The organism is Kribbella italica, assembly GCF_014205135.1.
In the GTDB taxonomy this organism is placed as follows: Bacteria; Actinomycetota; Actinomycetes; order Propionibacteriales; family Kribbellaceae; genus Kribbella; species Kribbella italica.
On record NZ_JACHMY010000001.1, the window covers coordinates 7,245,223 to 7,263,680 of the forward strand.

Here is an 18,458-nt window from a genome sequence, read left to right on the forward strand (position 1 = left end):
CTCTACTGAGTGAACTGGGCCTTGAGCGCCTTCGCGGCCGGGGCGATCTCGGCGTAGACGCCGGGGTAGCCCTTCTCGGCGCAGCCCTTGCCCCAGGAGACAGTGCCGAGCAGGCGGCCGTTGAGGACCAGCGGGCCGCCGGAGTCGCCCTGGCAGGCGTCGCGGCCGCCGTTCAGGTAGCCGGCACAGATGTTGTTCGCGGCGGCGTAGCCGTTGCCGACGTACTCGGGGTTGCCGAGGCAGGTGGCGTCGCCGAGGTCGGGCACGGCGAGCTTGTGGAAGGTGTCGGAGGGGCCGGTGTTCTGGGTGTCGCCCCAGCCGAAGACGGTCGGGACGGCGCCCTTGCGGTCGGCCTTCGGATTGGTCTCCAGGGCGATCAGCGGGACGCCGGTGATCGGCGTGCTGAGCGTCAGGACGGCGAAGTCGTTGCGGTTGAGCTTGGTGTCGTACCCGGGGTGGATCCACACGTTGCTGATCCCGGAGGTGCGGCCGCCGCGCGTGTCGAGCAGCTCGGCGCGGCCCTGGACGGCGGTGTAGGTCCCGATCGGCTTGGTCATGCAGTGGGCCGCGGTCAGCACCTTGTTCGGCCGGACCAGCGCGCCGCCGCACCAGCGGCCGCTGCTGTCGGAGGACCGCGTGCTGGTCAGCGCGATCGCCCACGGCGCCTCCGACAGCGCCGCGAGCGTGCCGCCGACGATCAGACTTCGGTCCGTCCGGTCCTGCCCGGGCTGGTGGGTCGCAGCGGTCGCGACCCCCGAGATGGTGAGGACCAGTACGCCGGCAATCGCCGCGGCTCGCTTCAACATGAGGACGAACGTACTCTGTGTGCACGCCCGATTGCGTTAGGCGACCGGGGCGGTCGGTGACTTGTCCTTCCCGGACGGCCTCCGGACCCTCACTCGCCGGGCGCAGCCAAGTCTTCCGTCGTACGGCACACTGGCGGGGAGGCCGACAGCTGGGGGGTTCGGCGCCGCGTGGGAGGAGGCCGGTGATGGAGGCAGTGCCGCTGCAGGCGGATCCTGCGCCGTTGCAGCAGGTCGCGGACGCGATGGCGGACGTCGCCGAGTCGATGCAGGCTCCGATGGACCTGGGCAGGACGCTCCACCTGATCACCCAGAGCGCGGCCGACGCCGTGCCCGGGATCGTCGAGGTGAGCATCTCGCTGACCCACAAGGACGGCCGGATCGAGACGATCGCGCCGACCGGTCCGCTGGCGACCCGCGCGGACGAGCTGCAGTACGAGCTGCGCGAAGGCCCCTGTGTGGACGCCGCGCTGGGCGAGCCGGCGGTGATGGTCGGCGACCTGGCCACCGACTCCCGCTGGCCGGCCTTCGGGCCGAAAGCGGCAGCACTCGGCCTCGGCGCGCATCTCGCGTTCCAGTTCCGCGCCGACCCGCACGCGCGCGGCGCGCTCAACCTGTACTCCACCGCGCCGTACGGCATCGACCAGGACTCCCTGCACCTCGGCAGCCTGTTCGCCGGCCAGGTCGCGCTGGCGATGGGGTGGGCCAAGCAGGACGCGACGATGTCCGAGGCCCTGGAGACCCGCAACGTCATCGGCCAGGCCGTCGGCATCGTGATGGAGCGCTACTCCCTGGACGCCGATCGGTCGTTCGCTTTCCTGGTCCGGCTCTCCCAGTCCGGCAACCTGAAACTCCGCCAGGTCGCGGTGTCCCTGGTCGAGTCGGTCAACCACAAAGCGAAGTAGACCGGTCCGCCGGGTGTGGCGGGCGTGCACTGCGGGCACGGGGACGTATGACTGTCTACGGCTTTCACGCCTCGCACGAACAGGTCCCGCCCGCCGACCTGCTGCAAGCGGTGGTGCGGGCAGAGCAAGCCGGCTTCACCGCGGCGATGTGCTCGGACCACTTCAGTCCTTGGAGTCTCCGGCAGAACGAGTCCGGGTTCGCCTGGTCCTGGCTGGGCGCCGCGTTGCAGGCGACCGACCTGACCTTCGGCGTGGTCAACGCGCCCGGCCAGCGGTACCACCCGGCGATCATCGCCCAGGCGATCGGCACCCTCGCTTCCATGTATCCCGACCGGTTCTGGGCCGCGCTGGGCACCGGCGAGGCCAGCAACGAGCACATCACCGGTGAGCGCTGGCCTCGCAAGGAGGAGCGGACCGAGCGGCTCGAGCAGGCGGTCGACGTGATCCGTCGGCTGCTGCGGGGCGACGAGGTGAGCCGGGACGGCCTGGTCACCGTCGACCGGGCCCGGCTCTGGACCCTCCCGACCGAAGTCCCCGCACTGCTCGGTGCAGCAGTTTCAGAACGTACGGCGAAGTGGTGCGCCGGCTGGGCCGACGGCCTCATCACCGTCAACGCAGAACACGACACCCTGCGCCGCCTGATCGCGGCGTACAAGGACGCCGGTGGACGCGGGAAGGTCTGCCTGCAGGTGCATCTGAGCTACGCGGCCACCGACGAGGAGGCACTGGCGATCGCCCACGACCAGTGGCGGTCCAACGTGTTCCCGCCGCCGTTCTGCTGGGACACCGACACCGCCGAGTCGTTCGACCTGGCCGCCGAGCACGTACCGCCGGAGGCGATGCACAAGACCGTGCACGTCTCGTCCGACCCGGGCCGCCACGCGGAGTGGCTCAACCAGTACGCCGAACTGGGCTTCGACGCGATCTACCTGCACCACGTCGGCCAGGAGCAGTCGGAGTTCGTCGACACGTTCGGCGCGAAGGTGCTGCCGCAGCTGGAGGTGACCCGCCCGTGAGGCTGACCGAGACCGCCGACAGCTGGTGGAAGAACGCCGTCGTCTACTGCCTGGACATCGAGACCTACTTCGACACCGACGGCGACGGCCGCGGTGACATCCGCGGCCTGTCGCAGCGGATCGACCACCTGGCCGAGCTGGGCGTCACCTGTCTGTGGCTGATGCCGTTCTACCCGACGCCGGACCGCGACGACGGCTACGACATCACCGACTTCTACGACGTCGACCCGCGGCTCGGTACGCACGGTGACCTGGTCGAGCTGATCACCCTGGCGCAGGACCGTGGCATGCGGGTGATCGCCGACCTGGTCGTCAACCACACCTCCGACCAGCACCCGTGGTTCCAGAGCGCTCGCGCGTCCCGTGAGTCGCCGTACCGGGACTGGTACGTCTGGCGGGACCAGCCGCCGGAGGACGCGACCGAGGGCATCGTCTTCCCCGACCAGGAGACCAGCCTGTGGCAGTACGACGAGCAGGCCGGTCAGTACTACCTGCACCAGTTCTACAAGCACCAGCCCGACCTGGACATCACCAACCCGGAGGTGCGGGAGGAGATCATCCGGGTGATCGGTTTCTGGCTGCAGCTGGGGATCTCCGGGTTCCGGGTGGACGCCGTACCGTTCCTGCTCGACACCTTGGGTGCGGCGGACCCCGACAGCCTGGCGGACCCGCACGACTACCTGCGGGACCTGCGGGCGTTCATGAACCGGCGCAGCGGTCAGGCGGTGCTGCTCGGCGAGGTCAACCTGCCGTACAAGGAGACCCGCGAGTTCTTCGGGGACGAGGACGGCGACGAGTTGACCATGTGTTTCGACTTCATCGGGATGCAGAAGATGTACCTGTCGTTGGCCCGGCAGGACCCCGCCGAGCTGGTCAAGGCCCTGCGGGAGCGGCCTGCTCCGCCGGAGGAGGCGCAGTGGGGCACGTTCGTGCGCAACCACGACGAGCTGACGCTGGACAAGCTGACCGACGACGAGCGGGCCGAGGTGTTCGCCGCGTTCGGTCCGGACAAGGACATGCAGCTCTACGACCGCGGACTGCGCCGGCGGCTGCCTCCGATGCTGGACAACGACCCGGCGCGGCTCCGGATGGTCTACAGCCTGCTCTTCTCGCTGCCCGGTACGCCGGTGCTGTTCTACGGCGAGGAGATCGGCATGGGCGAGAACCTGGCCATGGAGGGCCGCAACGCCGTACGGACTCCGATGCAGTGGACCGACTCGGTCAACGGAGGCTTCTCCACCGCCGACGCGGCGGACCTGGCCGGGCAGGTCGTCACCGGTGACCTGTCCCCGGAGCACGTCAACGTCGTCGCCCAGCGCCGCGACCCGGACTCCCTGCTCAACTGGATCAAGTTGCTGATCCAGCGCTACCGGGAGACGCCGGAGCTGTCCTGGGGCGACTGCACGGTGCTGGAGCACGAGTCGGCGACCGTGCTGGCGCACCGCTCGGAGTACGAGGGTGGTTGCGTCGTCACCGCCCACAACTTCGCCTCCGACTCCGCCACCGTCACCCTGGCGGTCGCGGGCTCCGGAGTCGGGGTGCGGGCCGTCGACCTCCTCCAGCCCGGTACGACGGAGGTCGCGGAGGACGGGACCGTCCAGCTCGAGCTGGAGCCGCACGGGAGCCGGTGGCTGCGGGTCGTCCACCCGGGTGATCGGTACCTCTTGTGAAGGTGATGTGCAGCAAGTAGCAATACTCATGCTTTTGGTCTGGTCCCTCTGAAATACTCACGGCGGCCGCCTGCCCTGTGAGGAGTTCTTTGTGAGGTTGTGGAAGATCGTTGTGCCCTTTGCGGTGCTTGCGACGGGCGTCCTGCCCGCGCAGGCCGCGGGGGACAAGACCGTGGAGTACCGCGGCTACCAGGTGACTGTCCCGGCCGACTGGCAGGTCGTCGACCTGGCCAAGGACCCGACAGCCTGCGTCCGCTTCGACCGCCCGGCGGTCTACCTGGGCAAGAGCACTGCCCAGGCAGACTGCCCGGCGCATCTGACCGGCCGGAGCCAGGGCCTCGTCCTGGAGCCGCTGACCAGGACTGCCCGCTCCACCCCTGGCGAGCTCCAGGAGGCAGTGACTGACGCGGGCGTGCTCGCGACGGCGTACTACAGCTCCGGTGGCGACCAGGCTGCCAGGGAGGTGCTCGGCACCGGCCGGGTGACGTCCAAGGCGACCCGGCTCGCTCAGCCCCGTGCCGCCGCCACTCCGTCAGTGGTTGCTACGGGCAACCTGCAGGGCGGCTTCGCGTTCGACACCTGTGCGGCGCCCAGCCAGTCGGCGATGGACGCCTGGCGGTACCCGGCGTCGGGCTACAAGGCTGTCGGCGTCTACATCAGTGGTGAGCGTCGCGCGTGCGGCCAGCCGAACCTGACGCCGGACTGGGTGGCCAACAACGCCGCCAAGGGCTGGCAGTTCCTGCTGATCGACGTCGGCCTGCAGGCACCCTGTGCGCCGTACGCCAGCAAGATGTCGACCGACCCGGCGACCGCACGGGCCCAGGGCCGCACAGCAGCGGCCAACGCCGTCACCGCCGCACAGGCGCTCGGCTTTGCCCAGCGCAGCGCGATCTACAGCGACGTGGAGGCCTACACCTCCACCGCTGCCTGCAAGGCGTCGGTGCTGTCCTACCTGAGTGGCTGGACGCTCGAGCTGAACACCCGCGGCTACTTCGGCGGTGCGTACGTCGCTGCCGCCTCCGGCGGGGTCGATCTGGCCGGCGCCTACAACAACACGGCGTACACCCGGCCGGACAACCTGTGGTTCGCCCGCTGGAACAACGTCACCAACACCACCGACGACAAGTACATCCCGGCGACGATGTGGACCAACCGGCAGCGGGTGCACCAGTACGCGGGCCCGCACAAGGAGACCCATGGCGGCACCGAGATCGAGATCGACAGCAACGCGGTCAACCTGACGGCGCCGCCTGCCGCGCCGACCGGGTTCGACGCGACCGGTGCCTACTCCACGGCGGCACTCAAGTGGACGGTTCCGGCCGGCCACCAGGTGATCGTGCGGCGCAACGCCGGGGGCACCGCCGCGCCGCCGCTGCCGAACGTCGGTACGGCGGTCTACACCGGCACCGCCGCGTCCACGACGGCCACCGGCCTGGCCAACGCCACCAGCTACGCGTTCCGCGCGTGGACCAAGGACAGCACCGGCAAGATCGGTCCGGGCGTCAGCACCGTGCTGATCGGTACCGGGGCGACGGTGGCGGCCAGTGCGCCGGCGATCAGCTACGGCGGCGCGGTCACGCTCTACACCCGGGCCACCCGTAAGGACACCGGCGCCTCCCTGACCGGCGTACCGCTGTCGCTCTACGCGCGGGCCAAGAACAGCGCCACCTGGCGTGAGGCCGGCCGGGTCACCTCCGACGGCACCGGCCAGGCGTCGTCGGTGCAGAAGCCGACCGTCTCCACGGTGTACGCGTGGGGCTACAACGGGTCACCGGACCTGCTCGGCTCGCGCAGCGGCAACGCCACGATCGAGGTCAAGCCGACCATCACGATCAACCTGGCGGCGGCCATCAAGCTCGGCGCCACCACCCCGGTCTACGGCTACCTGCGCCCGCAGCACCCCGGTACGACGGTGTACCTGCAGCGGCTGACCGGGTCGGCGTGGCCGACCGTGGCGACGACGAAACTCAACGCGACCGGGAACTACGGGTTCAGCATCAAGCCGGCCGCGCGCGGTACGTCGTACTACCGGGTGGTCTGGCTGGCCGACGCGGATCACGCGACTACCGTGAGTAGCACCAAGGCGGTCGCCGTCAGCTGAGCGGTAGGAAAACACACCACCGTTCTTCGGTTGGGGGTAGGGATGGCTACTGTCGTCGCGTGCAGAAATGGCCTGGTCGTCCCTATCCCCTCGGAGCCACGTACGACGGCTCCGGTACGAACTTCGCGCTGTTCTCGGAGGTTGCCGAACAAGTTGACCTGGCACTGATCGGCGACGACGGGTCGGAGCAGCTGGTCCAGCTGACCGAGGTGGACGGGTTCGTGTGGCACGCCTACCTGCCCTCGGTCCAGCCGGGCCAGCGCTACGGCTACCGCGTGCACGGCCCGTACGACCCGTCGGCCGGCCACCGGTGCAACCCGTCGAAGCTGTTGCTGGACCCGTACGCGAAGGCCGTCGACGGACAGGTCGACGCCGACGAGTCGCTGTTCAGCTACCGGTTCGCCAAGCCCGACGAGCTGAACACGATGGACAACCGCGAGCACACGATGCTCTCGGTCGTCACCAACCCGTTCTTCGACTGGGGCAACGACCGGCCGCCGGGCCACGCGTACCACGAGACGGTGATCTACGAGGCGCACGTCAAGGGCCTGACCAAGACCCACCCGGCGCTGCCGGAGGAGATCCGCGGCACGTACGCCGGGATGGCGCACCCGGCGATCATCGAGCACCTCAAGGCGCTCGGGGTGACCGCGGTCGAGCTGATGCCGGTGCACCAGTTCGCCCAGGACGGGCACCTGCAGGAGCGCGGGCTGTCGAACTACTGGGGCTACAACACGATCGGCTTCTTCGCCCCGCACAACGCCTACTCGTCCAACGGCACCCGCGGTCAGCAGGTGACCGAGTTCAAGACGATGGTCCAGGCGCTGCACGAGGCCGACATCGAGGTGATCCTCGACGTGGTCTACAACCACACCGCCGAGGGCAACGAGATGGGCCCGACGCTGTCGTTCAAGGGCATCGACAACGCCGCGTACTACCGGTTGGTCGACCAGGACAAGTCGCACTACTACGACACCACCGGTACCGGGAACAGCCTGCTGATGCGGCACCCGCACGTGCTGCAGCTGATCATGGACTCGCTGCGCTACTGGGTCACCGAGATGCACGTCGACGGCTTCCGCTTCGACCTCGCGGCCACGCTGGCCCGCCAGTTCCACGAGGTGGACCGGCTGTCGGCGTTCTTCGACCTGGTCCAGCAGGACCCGGTGGTCAGCCAGGTGAAGCTGATCGCCGAGCCGTGGGACGTCGGCGACGGCGGCTACCAGGTGGGCAACTTCCCGCCGCTGTGGACGGAGTGGAACGGCAAGTACCGCGACACCGTGCGCGACTTCTGGCGCGGCGAGCGGTACACGCTGGCCGAGTTCGCCTCCCGGCTGACCGGCTCCTCGGACCTGTACCAGGACGACAGCCGCCGCCCGCTGGCCAGCATCAACTTCGTCACCGCGCACGACGGGTTCACGCTGCGGGACCTGGTGTCGTACAACGACAAGCACAACGACGCCAACGGCGAGGGCGGCAACGACGGCGAGAGCCACAACCGCTCCTGGAACTGCGGCGCCGAGGGCCCCAGCGACGACCGGGAGGTGCGGGTCCTGCGGGCCAAGCAGCAGCGCAACTTCCTGACCACGCTGCTGATCTCGCAGGGCGTCCCGATGCTCGCGCACGGCGACGAGCTCGGCCGGACCCAGAGCGGCAACAACAACGTGTACTGCCAGGACAACGAGCTGGCCTGGGTGAACTGGGACCTCGACGAGGAGCAGGAGGACCTGCTGGAGTTCACCCGCGGCCTGGTCCGGCTGCGCAACGAGCACCCGGTCCTGCGGCGCCGGCGCTTCTTCCACGGGGACCAGGGCATCGACGGCCTCGGCGACCTGGTCTGGTTCACCCCCGAGGGCCAGGAGATGCAGGACGGCGACTGGAGCCGGGACGACGCCCGCGCGGTGGCCGTGTTCCTGAACGGTGACGCCATCTCGGAGCCGGACCCGCGCGGCGAGCCGGTGGTGGACGACTCGTTCCTGATCCTGCTGAACAGCGACCACGAGCCGCAGGAGTTCCTGCTGCCCGCCAAGGAGTACGGCGACGCCTGGTCGGTGGTGGTCGACACGATCCGGCCGACCGGCCGCAGCGAGGAGATCGACCACCCGGCCGGCAGCACGATCCGGATCGAGGCCCACGGCACGATCGTGCTGACCCGACCCCGACAGTCGGCCGGATGACGGCCATCCCGCTGTCGACGTACCGGTTGCAGATCAACGCGGCGTTCGGGTTCGACGACGCCGCGGCGGTGGTGGACTACCTGCGCGACCTCGGGGTCTCGCACGCGTACCTGTCGCCGATCCTGCAGGCGGCGCCGGGGTCGACGCACGGGTACGACGTGGTCGACCACAGCAGGCTGTCGGAGCCGGCCGGTGGGCGGGCCGCGTTCGACCGGCTGACGGCCAAGCTGGCCGACCACCGGATGGGTGCGATCGCCGATGTCGTCCCGAACCACGTCGCCGTACCGACGCCGGCCCGGCTCAACGCGGCGCTCTGGTCGGTGCTGCGGGACGGGCCGGGTTCGCCGTACGCGGAGTGGTTCGACGTCGACTGGGGGTCGGGGAACCAGCCGCTCCTGATGGCGGTGCTCGGCAACCGGATCGGCAAGGTGCTGGCGGACGGCGAGCTGTCGGTCGACAGCAGCGGCGACGAGCCGGTCCTGCGGTACTACGAGCACGAGTACCCGCTGCGCCCCGGCACCGAGCACCTGCCGATCGCCGAGCTGGTGACCGAGCAGTGGTACCGGCTGGCCCACTGGCGGGTCGCCGACGAGGAGCTGAACTACCGGCGCTTCTTCGACGTCGACACGCTGGCCGCTGTCCGGGTGGAGACGCAGGAGGTCTTCGAGGCGACGCACGAGCTGCTGTTCGCGCTGCTGCACGAGGGCAAGCTGCACGGCTTCCGGATCGATCACCCGGACGGTCTGGCCGACCCCCGTGGGTACCTGCGCCGCCTGGCCGAGCGGACCGGCGGCGCGTGGGTCGTGGTGGAGAAGATCCTCGAGGGCGACGAGGAACTGCCGAGTGACTGGCCCTGCGCCGGCACGACGGGCTACGACGCGCTGCTGCGGGTCGGCGGTCTCTTCGTCGACCCGGCGGGAGCCGCACCGCTGGCGGCGTACCACGCCGACCTGACCGGTGAGCCGGCCGACTTCGCGCCCGTGGTCGAGGAGGCCAAGCGGGAGATCGTGAAGCACGGCCAGTACGCCGAGGTGCACCGGCTGGTCGAGTTGCTGGCCCGGATCTGCCAGGACGACGTCCGGCTGCGCGACCACACCCGCCGGGCGTTCCACGAGGTCGTCGTCGAGCTGCTGGTGAACTTCGACCGGTACCGGGCGTACGTCGTACCGGGTGAGCCGGCGCCCGCCGAGGCGATCGCGGAGCTGGAGCACGTGGCCGAGCTGGCCCGGCGGAATCTGGACGAGGAGCAGCAGGAGACGCTCGACCTGGTCCGCGACCTGCTGCTCGGCCGGGAGGCCGGGACGGCGAGCCGGATCGACGAGCACGCGCGGCACGAGCTGATCGTGCGGTTCCAGCAGACCTGTGGGCCGGTGATGGCCAAGGGCGTCGAGGACACCGCGTTCTACCGGTGGTTCCGGCTCACCTCGCTGAACGAGGTCGGCGGCGACCCGGAGCACTTCGGGGTCTCGCCGGAGGAGTTCCACGCGTACGCCGCCCGGCTGAACGACCACTGGCCGCGCACGATGACGACCCTCTCGACGCACGACACCAAACGGTCCGAGGACGTCCGGGCCCGGCTCGGCGTGCTGTCCGAGCAGCCTGCTGCTTGGGTCGAGGCGGTCCGGTCGTGGCGGATGCAGTCCGAGGACTACCGCGGGCCCCTGCTCGACGGCAGCACGGAGTACCTGGTCTGGCAGACCCTGCTCGGGACGTGGGACGACGGGCCGCTCGCCGAGGACCGGCTGCAGGCCTACCTGCAGAAGGCGATCCGCGAGGGCAAGCGGCACACCAGCTGGACATCACCGGACAGCGAGTACGAGGAGGCCGTCGCGGCCTTCGCCACCGCGGTGCTGGGCGACGCCGAGCTGCTGGAGTCTGTACGCCGGTTCGCTGACGCCCAGGCGCCGTACGTGCGGGCGGCGACGCTCGGGCAGAAGCTGGTCCAGCTGACGATGCCCGGCGTACCGGATGTCTATCAGGGCAGCGAGCTGGTCGACCTGTCGCTGGTCGACCCGGACAACCGGCGCCCGGTCGACTACCAGGAGCGCATCCAGCGGCTGGCCCGGCTGGACGGCGGTGGATCGCCGGAGGGCTTGGCGGACGAGAAGCTGCTGGTCACGTCGCGGGCGCTTCGGCTGCGCCGGCAGAACGCGGAGGCCTTCGCGGGCAGCTACCGGCCGCTGCCGACGTCCAACGGGCATGCGGTCGCGTTTGCTCGCGGGGACGCGGTGATCACGCTGGCGACCCGGCTGCCGGTCGCCCTGCACCGGCTGGGTGGCTGGGGCGACTCGACCGTCGTACTGCCGTCCGGCGACTGGCAGGACGTGTTGACCGGCCGGGCGGTGGGTAGTGGAGCGGCTCGGATCGACGAGCTGCTGGCTGAGCTTCCGGTGGCGCTGCTCGCGAGAGGCTGACCGCATGCACACGTTCTCTGTCTGGGCACCTGAGGCCTCTGCTGTTTCGCTGGTCCTGCGTGAGTCCTTGGAGATGAAGAGAGCCGATGACGGCTGGTGGTCGCTGGAGGTGCCCGACGCCGGGCACGGGACCGACTACGCCTTCTCCGTCGACGGCAGCGACCCGATGCCCGACCCGCGCAGCGCCTGGCAGCCCGAGGGAGTGCACGGGCCCAGCAGGGTGTTCGACGCGTCCCGCTTCGGCTGGAGCGACTCGGCCTGGGCCGGCCGGGACGTGCGCGGCGCAGTATTCTACGAGCTGCACCTCGGGACCTTCACTCCCGAGGGCACGCTGGAGGCCGCCGCTCACCACCTCGACTACCTGGTCGCACTCGGCGTCCAGGTCGTGTCGCTGCTCCCGGTGGCCGCCTTCCCGGGCAAGCACGGCTGGGGCTACGACGGCGTCGACCTGTACGCCGTCCACGCGCCGTACGGCGGACCGGAGGCGCTGCAGCGGTTCGTCGACCGCTGCCACGCGGTCGGGCTGGCGGTCTGCCTGGACGTCGTTTACAACCACCTCGGACCGTCCGGGAACTACCTGGGCTCGTTCGGGCCGTACTTCACCGACAAGCACACGACGCCGTGGGGCCCGGCGGTCAACCTGGACGACCAGGGCTCGCACGAAGTGCGCCGGTGGATCCTCGACAACGCGCTGCGGTGGTTCCGGGACTTCCACCTCGACGCGCTGCGGCTGGACGCCGTCCACGCTCTGCAGGACGACAGCCCGCAACACCTGCTCGCCCAGCTCTCGGAGGAGACGGCTGAGCTCTCGGCGCAGCTGCACAGGCCGCTGGGTCTGGTGGCCGAGTCGGACCTGAACGACCCGGCCATGGTGACAGCGGTGGCCGACGGCGGGCTGGGGATGACGGCGCAGTGGAGCGACGACTTCCACCACGCGCTGCACACGCTGCTGACCGGCGAGCGGGCCGGGTACTACGAGGACTTCGCGCAGCCCGGGGTGTTCGCCAAGACGCTGACGCAGGTGTTCCTGCACGACGGGTCGTACTCGTCGTTCCGCGGGAAGGACTGGGGCCGGCCGGTAGATCCCGCGCGGCACCGCGGCTCGGAGTTCCTCGCGTACACCTCCAACCACGACCAAGTGGGGAACCGGGCGCTCGGCGACCGGCCGGCGTTGACGCCGGGGCAGCTGGCGATCGGTGCGGCGCTGGTGATCACTTCGCCGTACACGCCGATGCTGTTCATGGGGGAGGAGTGGGGCGCGTCGACGCCGTGGCGGTTCTTCACCGACCACGACGAGCCGGAGCTGGCCGACGCGGTCCGGAACGGGCGGCGCAGCGAGTTCGCGGCGTTCGGGTGGGACGCCGAGGAGATCCCGGACCCGCAGGACCCGGAGACCTGGCGGTCGTCGGTGCTGGACTGGGGCGAGGTGGACCAGTCGCCGCACCGGGAGCTGCTGGCCTGGTACCGCGACCTGCTGGCGCTGCGGGCGCGCAACGACGACCTGCGTGACGACCGGATCGGGTCGGCCTCGGTGGTGTCGGGTGAGGACTGGCTGGTGGTGAGCCGGGGTGCGCTGCGGGTGGTGGTGAACCTGGCCGAGGCCGAGCAGGTCGTGCCGGTGGACGGGCGGCCGTCGTACGAGGTGATGGCGTTCGGTACGACCGACCTGGTCGCTGACGGGGTAACGCTTTCCGGCCGTTCCGTGGCGGTCTGGGCTGTGTGACCAGGACCAACACAGTTTCGTCAATCCCTTGTGTCGCAGGGGTCTGGTGACGGACTGTGGATGGGCACCACCTGTTGAGAAGGCAGCAGGAGGGGGGTCACCGGGGGGTGACAGGGAGGACGGCTGTGAGCGTTGGAGGGACCGACACCTACTACGACTACGACGAGAAGCAGTGGAAGAGCAGGCGACTGGGCGGCGGACCGATCCGCCGCGGCCCGGTCTGCCCGGCACCACGCACCGAGCACCAACCGGTCGAGCGCCGCGCCGCGAGCCACGACCGTAAGGCCCGGGACGAGAAGAAGATCCTGAGCTGAACTCTGCCGGTGAAGCGCGCCCGCGGGTGCGCTTCACCGTGGGAGAACTGGATCAGCCACCTTCTGCGGCCCCGCGGCGGACAGTACGTCGGCCGCCAGCAGTGAGCGCAGCTCTTCGGTGGTCGGCATGCGTCCCAGCGACCGGAGGCGTTGGGACTGGGCCTTGCGGATGCTCTCGACCAGCCTGCGGGCTTCGCGGGCGTTGCCGAAGTTCGGCGTGTGGGCGATCTGGTCGTAGTACGCCGTGAGCGGGCCGGCGGCGTCGGCGTCGAGCAGGTAGTCGCCGGCCGCGACCATCCGGTCGGTGATCAGCAGCAGCTCGGGAGCGGAGTAGTTCTCGAACTCGATGGTCTTGGAGAACCGGGAGGCCAGGCCGGGGTTGGCGTCGAGGAAGTCGTTCATCTCGGTCGTGTAGCCGGCCACGATGATCGCGATCTCGTCGCGGTGGTCCTCCATCAGCTTCACCAGCGCGTCGATCGCCTCCTGGCCGAAGTCGCCGCCGCTGCCCGCCGAGCGGGACAGCGTGTAGGCCTCGTCGATGAACAGCACCCCGCCGAGGGACTTCTCGAAGACCGTCGCGGTCTTCTCCGCGGTGTGGCCGATGTACTGGCCGACCAGGTCGCGGCGGGACACTTCGGTGAACTCACCGTGCGGCAGGACACCGAGCGCCTTCAGCAGCTTGCCGTACAGGCGTGCGACGGTCGTCTTCCCGGTACCGGGAGCCCCGGCGAAGATCAGGTGGTGGCTGACCGCGCCGACCGACAGCCCGGCCGCGCGCCGCCACTCGTTGACCTGGATCTCGTCGACCAGCGCGTGCACCTCGGCCTTCACGCCCGGCAGCCCGACCATCTCGTCCAGGTCGCCGAGCAGCTGGTCCAGCGGGCCGTCGGTCTCGGTCGGCCGCGCGGACGCCTTTTCGATCACCTCGACCGTGGCGCCTTCGGGAAGGTGGATCCCGGCCAGTCCGGTGTTCTCGGTCCGGCAGCCCTCGACCGTCCCGCCGCAGCCCGGGGTGAAGGCGATCCCGTGGCCGCGGGTGTCCTCGACGGTGACCCGGCGGATCGTCGCCGTACTGCCGTGTGCGACACCGATCCCGTCGGTCCCGGTCCGCGACACCGCGGTGTCGGTCAGCTCGGGCCGACTGTACTGGTACACGTAGATCCCGCGGCCCCCGCACCCGGTGACCGTGCAGCCACGGATCAGCGGATCGGAGCCCAAGGCAACGACGATCCCGTCACCGGCGACGTCGGAGACCGTCGTGTCGAGGATCCGGCCGCTCGCGCCCTCGACGACGATCCCGGTCTCGGCGCCGCTGACCGTGCACCGGTCGACGGTGAACGCCGGACTGGCGTGCACGCTGATCGCCGGCCGGCTCTTGCTGCGCACCTCGCACTGCTCGACCGTGAGCGCGGTCCGCTCGACCGAGACGGCCAGGTTGTCGCCGGCCCGGATGTCCAGGCCGCGCAAGGTCAGCTCGCCGTCCACCGCACGCAGCGTCGGCCAGTCCGCACCCGCACCGTCCAGTACGACGGCGCCGCCGGCCTCGGCCTGCAGGGTGACGGACCGCCCGCTCAGCTCCAGCGTCTCCGCGTACGTCCCGGCAGCGATCGCGACCGTGGCTCCGTCGGGCGCCTCGAGCAGGGCAGAGCCGATGGTCGGGTACGCGCCGGGACGGTCCGCGGCGACGGTCAGGACGCGCATCAGCTGGCCCGGTCCAGCAGCCAGCCGCGGTCGGCGGCCTTCACCCCGGCCTGGAACCGGCTGCGCGCACCGAGCCGGCCCATGATCTGCGAGACCATCCGGCGGACGGTCCGCACCGAGATGCCGAGCTGGGCGGCCGCGACCTCGTCGGTGACGCCGAGCGCGAGCAGCCGGAGCATCTCCCGGTTCCGCTCGTCCAGGTCGACGTCACCCGGTACGTCGCTGTCGGTCAGCGGGACCGCGCTGGGCCAGACCAGCTCGAACAGCCCCGTCGTACTGGCCACCGCGCTGCTCAGCCGCAGTACGGCGACGCTGCCGGTGGAGTTGTCAGCAGGCAGTACGACGGCCCGCCCGTCGACGACCAGCCCGTTCAGCGGGACCTGCGGCACGGTCCGTACGGCCACACCGGCCACGGACATCGCCGCGAGGTGCCGGCACAGCGTCGGCGCGGTGCGGGCGGTGTCGGGGTAGATGGCCCGGTACCGCACGCCAGGGCGGACGTCGCGCGGCCCGAACGCCGGTCCGGCCGGTGACAGGTTGCTCATCGCGATCACCTCGTCCTGGGCGCCGGCGAGCAGAGCGGCGATGCCGTCCTGGGCGGGGACCTGGTGGAAGGCAGTGGGACGGTGCAGAACGGTGACAGTCATGAGAGAGCGACCCCCAGAGGTAGCGTGGCGGCAAGACCGGTGGTGTGCCGCCCGTCGAGGCGTTCCGGCTCCACTCCGAAGGAGCGAGCCAGTGAGGTGAGGACGTTGACCGCCGAGTCGAGCGTGGCCGGATGTGAGGCGGCCACCCGCAGTACGGCGTCGTGCTGGGCGGGTTCGGGACCGTCGGGCGGAGCCGTGACGGTGATGGCGAGGGTCTGCGCGGCACCGGTCGCCGTACCGAGCAGGGTGTCGATCAAGGACTGCGCGAGCGGCTGCGGCAGGGACGCGTAGCCGGTGAGGCGGACGCCGACCTGCAGGACCGGTCCGGCGGCCCAGGTGGACCAGCGCTCGCGGACCTGACCGCGGCCCGCGTTGGCGTGGGCCAGCGCCCCGATCGAGGCCAGCACGTCCGCCTCGTCCAGCGGCATGTTCTCGACCTGCTCGCGGTCGAAGCGGCGGACCAGGCGCCGGACGGTGTTGGTGAGGACCAGGTTGACCTGCTCGTCCGTGGCGATCGCCGACGTGCGCTGGGCGGCCACGGCGATCCAGGCCCGCGGCGACTGGTTCTGCTTGATGCCGGTGTGCAGGACGAGCTGCATCGACACCGCGACCGGCTGCTCGTCGACCGACTCGGTCAGCGTGGCCAGGCGCGGCAGCAGTTCGTGCTGCGCGTCGGCACCGACCCGGAGAGCCAGCAGGACCCCACCGGGATGGCTCAGTACGCCGTACGGCTGGTCGCGGATGGTCAGAGTGCTCACCGTGGTCCGGCCGAGGAACACGCTCGTGAGGTTGAGCGCGGTGTCGCCGGTCAGGTCGATCCGGCGGCGGCGGAACAGGAAGGTGAGCAGGACGGCGGCCCAGCGGTACAGCCAGAGCCCGCGGATGCGGACGGCGGTCAGCAGGACCAGCGTGAGCGCTGCGGCGCTGGTGAGGATGAGTGTCGCGCGGGAGCCGGTGGTGGCGGCGCCGACGGCGAGCAGGGCGATCTGCCAGCAGACCACCTGGCCGACGCGGATCGCTCGCTCGGGGAGCTCGACCTTGTCGGCCACTGGTGCCGGCGCGGGTGGCTGGTCGACCAGGTAGGAGCGGGCTGCTACTGGCGCTGTCAGTGAGGTCCTCAGAGCGACCGGCTGGGGCATGGGTCGCTGCGGGACGGCTGCGGCGCGGGCCAGCGGCGTACCGACCGCGGTTGCTTGAGGGACAGCCGGTGCGGTCGGCGCGTAGGCGACCTGCTGCTCGGGGGCGGCGGCTGCCGCGGCCGGGGGCCTCATGCGACCCTCGGGTCGTCAGGAGAGACCAGCTCCAGCTCGGCCTGACCGGTGAGCCGTGCGCGCTGTGCTGCGGCGAGCAGGTCGTCGGGGGACTCGGTGGCGAGCAGCAGCCGGTGCGCGTGGTCGCGGACCACCGGGTGCACGCCGAAGCGGCCCGGTGCGGGCTCCGAGACGAGGTGCTGGTCGATCAGCTCGTCGATCATCGGTTCCACCTCCTGCTGGTCGGCGCCGAGCAGCCGTCCTGCCCGCCGTACGTCGAACTGAGGTGTCAGGCTCAGCAGGCGGTAGAGCCGGCGGACTGGTTCTGCCAGTGAGTGGTAGGTCTCGTCGAACCGGTCGTGGAGCCCGGCGAGGGCGCGCTGCCGTGCCGGCAGGCGATCCAGGCCGTTGGCCAGCCGAGCCGCCGTCCACGCGGGACGGCCTTCCAGCAGCTCGGCGAAGCGGCGAAGGGCTTCCGGGTGGCCGGCGCTCCAGCGCAGGGCCTGCTCGCAGTCGGTGATCCGCACGGCGTCGTTGTCGGCCAGGGGCTCGAGGGTGATGGTGAGGTCACGGTCGAGCCCGGTCAGGCGCCGCCGGCTCGTCACGAGGACCACAGACCCTGGGGTGTTGGGCATGAGGTCGCGGACCTGGTTGGAGTCCTCGACGTTCTCCAGGACCAGCAGCACGCGCCGGCCCAGGACACGTGGGTGCTCGGTGCCCCAGATCTGAGCGTCCACGTCCTGAAGGGCGGCGGCTGCCTCCAGGACGAAGGCGGACTTGCCGATCCCGGCCATGCCGTCGACGGAGATCACACAGACGCGGTCCGGCGAAACGGCGGCCCGGACGGCGGCCAGCTCTTGCTCTCGTCCGACGAACCCAGAGATCCGAACGGGAAGGTCGGACGGAACAGGTGCACTACTTGCTGCCGGCATCTGCTCTTGGTCGGTGAGGATCTGTTGGTGGAGTCGCGTCAGCTCGGCGCCCGGCTCGATGCCCAGGTCGCGGACCAGGACGGTGCGAGCCCGCCGGTACGCCGCCAGGGCCTCGTGGCGGCGGCCCGTCCGGTGGAGGGCGGTCATCAGGCGGGTCCAGGCGAGCTCGCGGAGCGGGTCCTCGTCGGTGAGGGCCTTCAGCAACGAGATGGCCTCGGTGGAGCGGCCGAGGGTCAACGACGCGTCGGCGAGGTCCTCGCGCAGCGAGCGGTGGAGCTCGGTGAGGCGGTCGACAGCCGAGGTCGCGTCGCCCGTCAGGCCGTCGTACGGGCAGCCGCGCCAGAGGCCGAGGGCCTGCTCCAGCAGGGAGACAGCCTTGGTCGCGGGAGCGATACGCGCCTGGTCGGAGAGATCGGCGGCCACGTCCGCGTCCAGCTCACCGGGGAGCACGCGGACGCGGTAGGCCCCCGGGCGGCTCTCGATGCGCTCGTCGGGCAGGGCCCGGCGCAGCTGCCAGACGTAGGTCTTCAGGTTGCGCTGCGCGGAGGCGGGCGCGTCCAGCCCGGCCCACACCGCATCGATCAGCTGGTCGGTGCTGACCCACGCGTTGCGGTGCAGCAGGAGCAGCGTGAGCATCGTCGCGGGCTTGCCGCCGGACACGTCCAGCGGGGCTCCGTCCGGGCCGTCGACCTCGAGCGGGCCCAGCACCCGGAAGGCGATCCGGGCCGGTGTGTGCGCTGAGTGACCGTTCATGACACATACGATCCGGGTGGACGATGACATTTCGATGACACGGGCGGTCCCG

At 70.6% G+C, this 18,458-nt stretch carries 13 protein-coding genes; 8 read left to right on the forward strand and 5 right to left on the reverse strand.

Annotation, left to right across the window (positions count from 1 at the left end; genetic code table 11):
* Nucleotides 1-2 precede the first annotated feature (2 nt).
* On the reverse strand, nt 3-806 hold the full coding sequence (locus HDA39_RS33840; RefSeq protein WP_184802171.1) for a S1 family peptidase: 804 nt from the start codon (nt 804-806) through the stop codon (nt 3-5).
* Between the two features lie 185 nt (nt 807-991).
* On the opposite strand from HDA39_RS33840, the gene HDA39_RS33845 reads away from it, so the two are divergent.
* From HDA39_RS33845 to HDA39_RS33880, 8 genes are all read left to right on the forward strand, one after another.
* The gene (locus HDA39_RS33845; protein WP_184802173.1) at nt 992-1,708 is read left to right on the forward strand and encodes a GAF and ANTAR domain-containing protein; all 717 of its coding nucleotides are present in this window, start codon (nt 992-994) and stop codon (nt 1,706-1,708) included.
* A gap of 47 nt (nt 1,709-1,755) precedes the next feature.
* Nucleotides 1,756-2,724: a TIGR03885 family FMN-dependent LLM class oxidoreductase gene (locus HDA39_RS33850; protein ID WP_184802175.1), complete on the forward strand. Its 969-nt coding sequence runs from the start codon at nt 1,756-1,758 to the stop codon at nt 2,722-2,724.
* On the forward strand, nt 2,721-4,394 hold the full coding sequence (locus HDA39_RS33855) for an alpha-amylase family glycosyl hydrolase (protein WP_184802177.1): 1,674 nt from the start codon (nt 2,721-2,723) through the stop codon (nt 4,392-4,394). The genes HDA39_RS33850 and HDA39_RS33855 overlap by 4 nt, the downstream gene beginning before the upstream one ends.
* Before the next feature lie 91 nt (nt 4,395-4,485).
* Complete coding sequence (locus HDA39_RS33860) at nt 4,486-6,495, forward strand: glycoside hydrolase domain-containing protein (protein WP_184802179.1); 2,010 nt, start codon at nt 4,486-4,488, stop codon at nt 6,493-6,495.
* Between the two features lie 59 nt (nt 6,496-6,554).
* Nucleotides 6,555-8,672 (forward strand): glycogen debranching protein GlgX, encoded by a 2,118-nt coding sequence (glgX, locus tag HDA39_RS33865; protein WP_184802181.1) that lies wholly within the window; start codon nt 6,555-6,557, stop codon nt 8,670-8,672.
* Nucleotides 8,669-11,086 (forward strand): malto-oligosyltrehalose synthase, encoded by a 2,418-nt coding sequence (gene treY, locus HDA39_RS33870; RefSeq protein WP_184802183.1) that lies wholly within the window; start codon nt 8,669-8,671, stop codon nt 11,084-11,086. The genes glgX and treY overlap by 4 nt, the downstream gene beginning before the upstream one ends.
* Before the next feature lie 4 nt (nt 11,087-11,090).
* The gene (gene treZ / locus HDA39_RS33875) at nt 11,091-12,809 is read left to right on the forward strand and encodes a malto-oligosyltrehalose trehalohydrolase (RefSeq protein WP_184802185.1); all 1,719 of its coding nucleotides are present in this window, start codon (nt 11,091-11,093) and stop codon (nt 12,807-12,809) included.
* A 125-nt stretch (nt 12,810-12,934) separates the two neighbouring features.
* Nucleotides 12,935-13,123, forward strand: a complete 189-nt coding sequence (locus HDA39_RS33880) for a hypothetical protein (protein ID WP_184802187.1) — start codon at nt 12,935-12,937, stop codon at nt 13,121-13,123.
* A 33-nt stretch (nt 13,124-13,156) separates the two neighbouring features.
* Here HDA39_RS33880 and HDA39_RS33885 read toward each other — a convergent pair whose 3' ends face one another.
* The 4 genes from HDA39_RS33885 to HDA39_RS33900 are packed head-to-tail and all read right to left on the reverse strand — an operon-like array spanning nt 13,157 to nt 18,406.
* Nucleotides 13,157-14,824: a right-handed parallel beta-helix repeat-containing protein gene (locus HDA39_RS33885; protein WP_184802189.1), complete on the reverse strand. Its 1,668-nt coding sequence runs from the start codon at nt 14,822-14,824 to the stop codon at nt 13,157-13,159.
* Nucleotides 14,824-15,471, reverse strand: a complete 648-nt coding sequence (locus HDA39_RS33890; RefSeq protein WP_184802191.1) for a helix-turn-helix transcriptional regulator — start codon at nt 15,469-15,471, stop codon at nt 14,824-14,826. The genes HDA39_RS33885 and HDA39_RS33890 overlap by 1 nt, the downstream gene beginning before the upstream one ends.
* Nucleotides 15,468-16,742 carry a hypothetical protein gene (locus tag HDA39_RS33895; protein WP_184802193.1) on the reverse strand — a complete coding sequence of 425 codons (1,275 nt, stop codon included), beginning with the start codon at nt 16,740-16,742 and terminating at the stop codon, nt 15,468-15,470. Before HDA39_RS33895 ends, HDA39_RS33890 begins: the two co-directional genes overlap by 4 nt.
* A complete protein-coding gene (locus tag HDA39_RS33900) occupies nt 16,739-18,406 on the reverse strand; it encodes an AfsR/SARP family transcriptional regulator (protein ID WP_184802196.1) in 1,668 nt (555 codons plus the stop codon). The genes HDA39_RS33895 and HDA39_RS33900 overlap by 4 nt, the downstream gene beginning before the upstream one ends.
* Nucleotides 18,407-18,458 lie beyond the last annotated feature (52 nt).

What these genes read in the sequence shown, in the direction of transcription:
- HDA39_RS33840 (WP_184802171.1), bottom strand. Translation starts at nt 806, where the DNA reads ATGTTGAAGCGAGCCGCGGCGATTGCCGGCGTACTGGTCCTCACCATC.
- HDA39_RS33845 (WP_184802173.1), top strand. Translation starts at nt 992, where the DNA reads ATGGAGGCAGTGCCGCTGCAGGCGGATCCTGCGCCGTTGCAGCAGGTC.
- HDA39_RS33850 (WP_184802175.1), top strand. Translation starts at nt 1,756, where the DNA reads ATGACTGTCTACGGCTTTCACGCCTCGCACGAACAGGTCCCGCCCGCC.
- treY (WP_184802183.1), top strand. Translation starts at nt 8,669, where the DNA reads ATGACGGCCATCCCGCTGTCGACGTACCGGTTGCAGATCAACGCGGCG.
- treZ (WP_184802185.1), top strand. Translation starts at nt 11,091, where the DNA reads ATGCACACGTTCTCTGTCTGGGCACCTGAGGCCTCTGCTGTTTCGCTG.
- HDA39_RS33885 (WP_184802189.1), bottom strand. Translation starts at nt 14,824, where the DNA reads ATGCGCGTCCTGACCGTCGCCGCGGACCGTCCCGGCGCGTACCCGACC.
- HDA39_RS33890 (WP_184802191.1), bottom strand. Translation starts at nt 15,471, where the DNA reads ATGACTGTCACCGTTCTGCACCGTCCCACTGCCTTCCACCAGGTCCCC.
- HDA39_RS33895 (WP_184802193.1), bottom strand. Translation starts at nt 16,742, where the DNA reads ATGAGGCCCCCGGCCGCGGCAGCCGCCGCCCCCGAGCAGCAGGTCGCC.
- HDA39_RS33900 (WP_184802196.1), bottom strand. Translation starts at nt 18,406, where the DNA reads ATGAACGGTCACTCAGCGCACACACCGGCCCGGATCGCCTTCCGGGTG.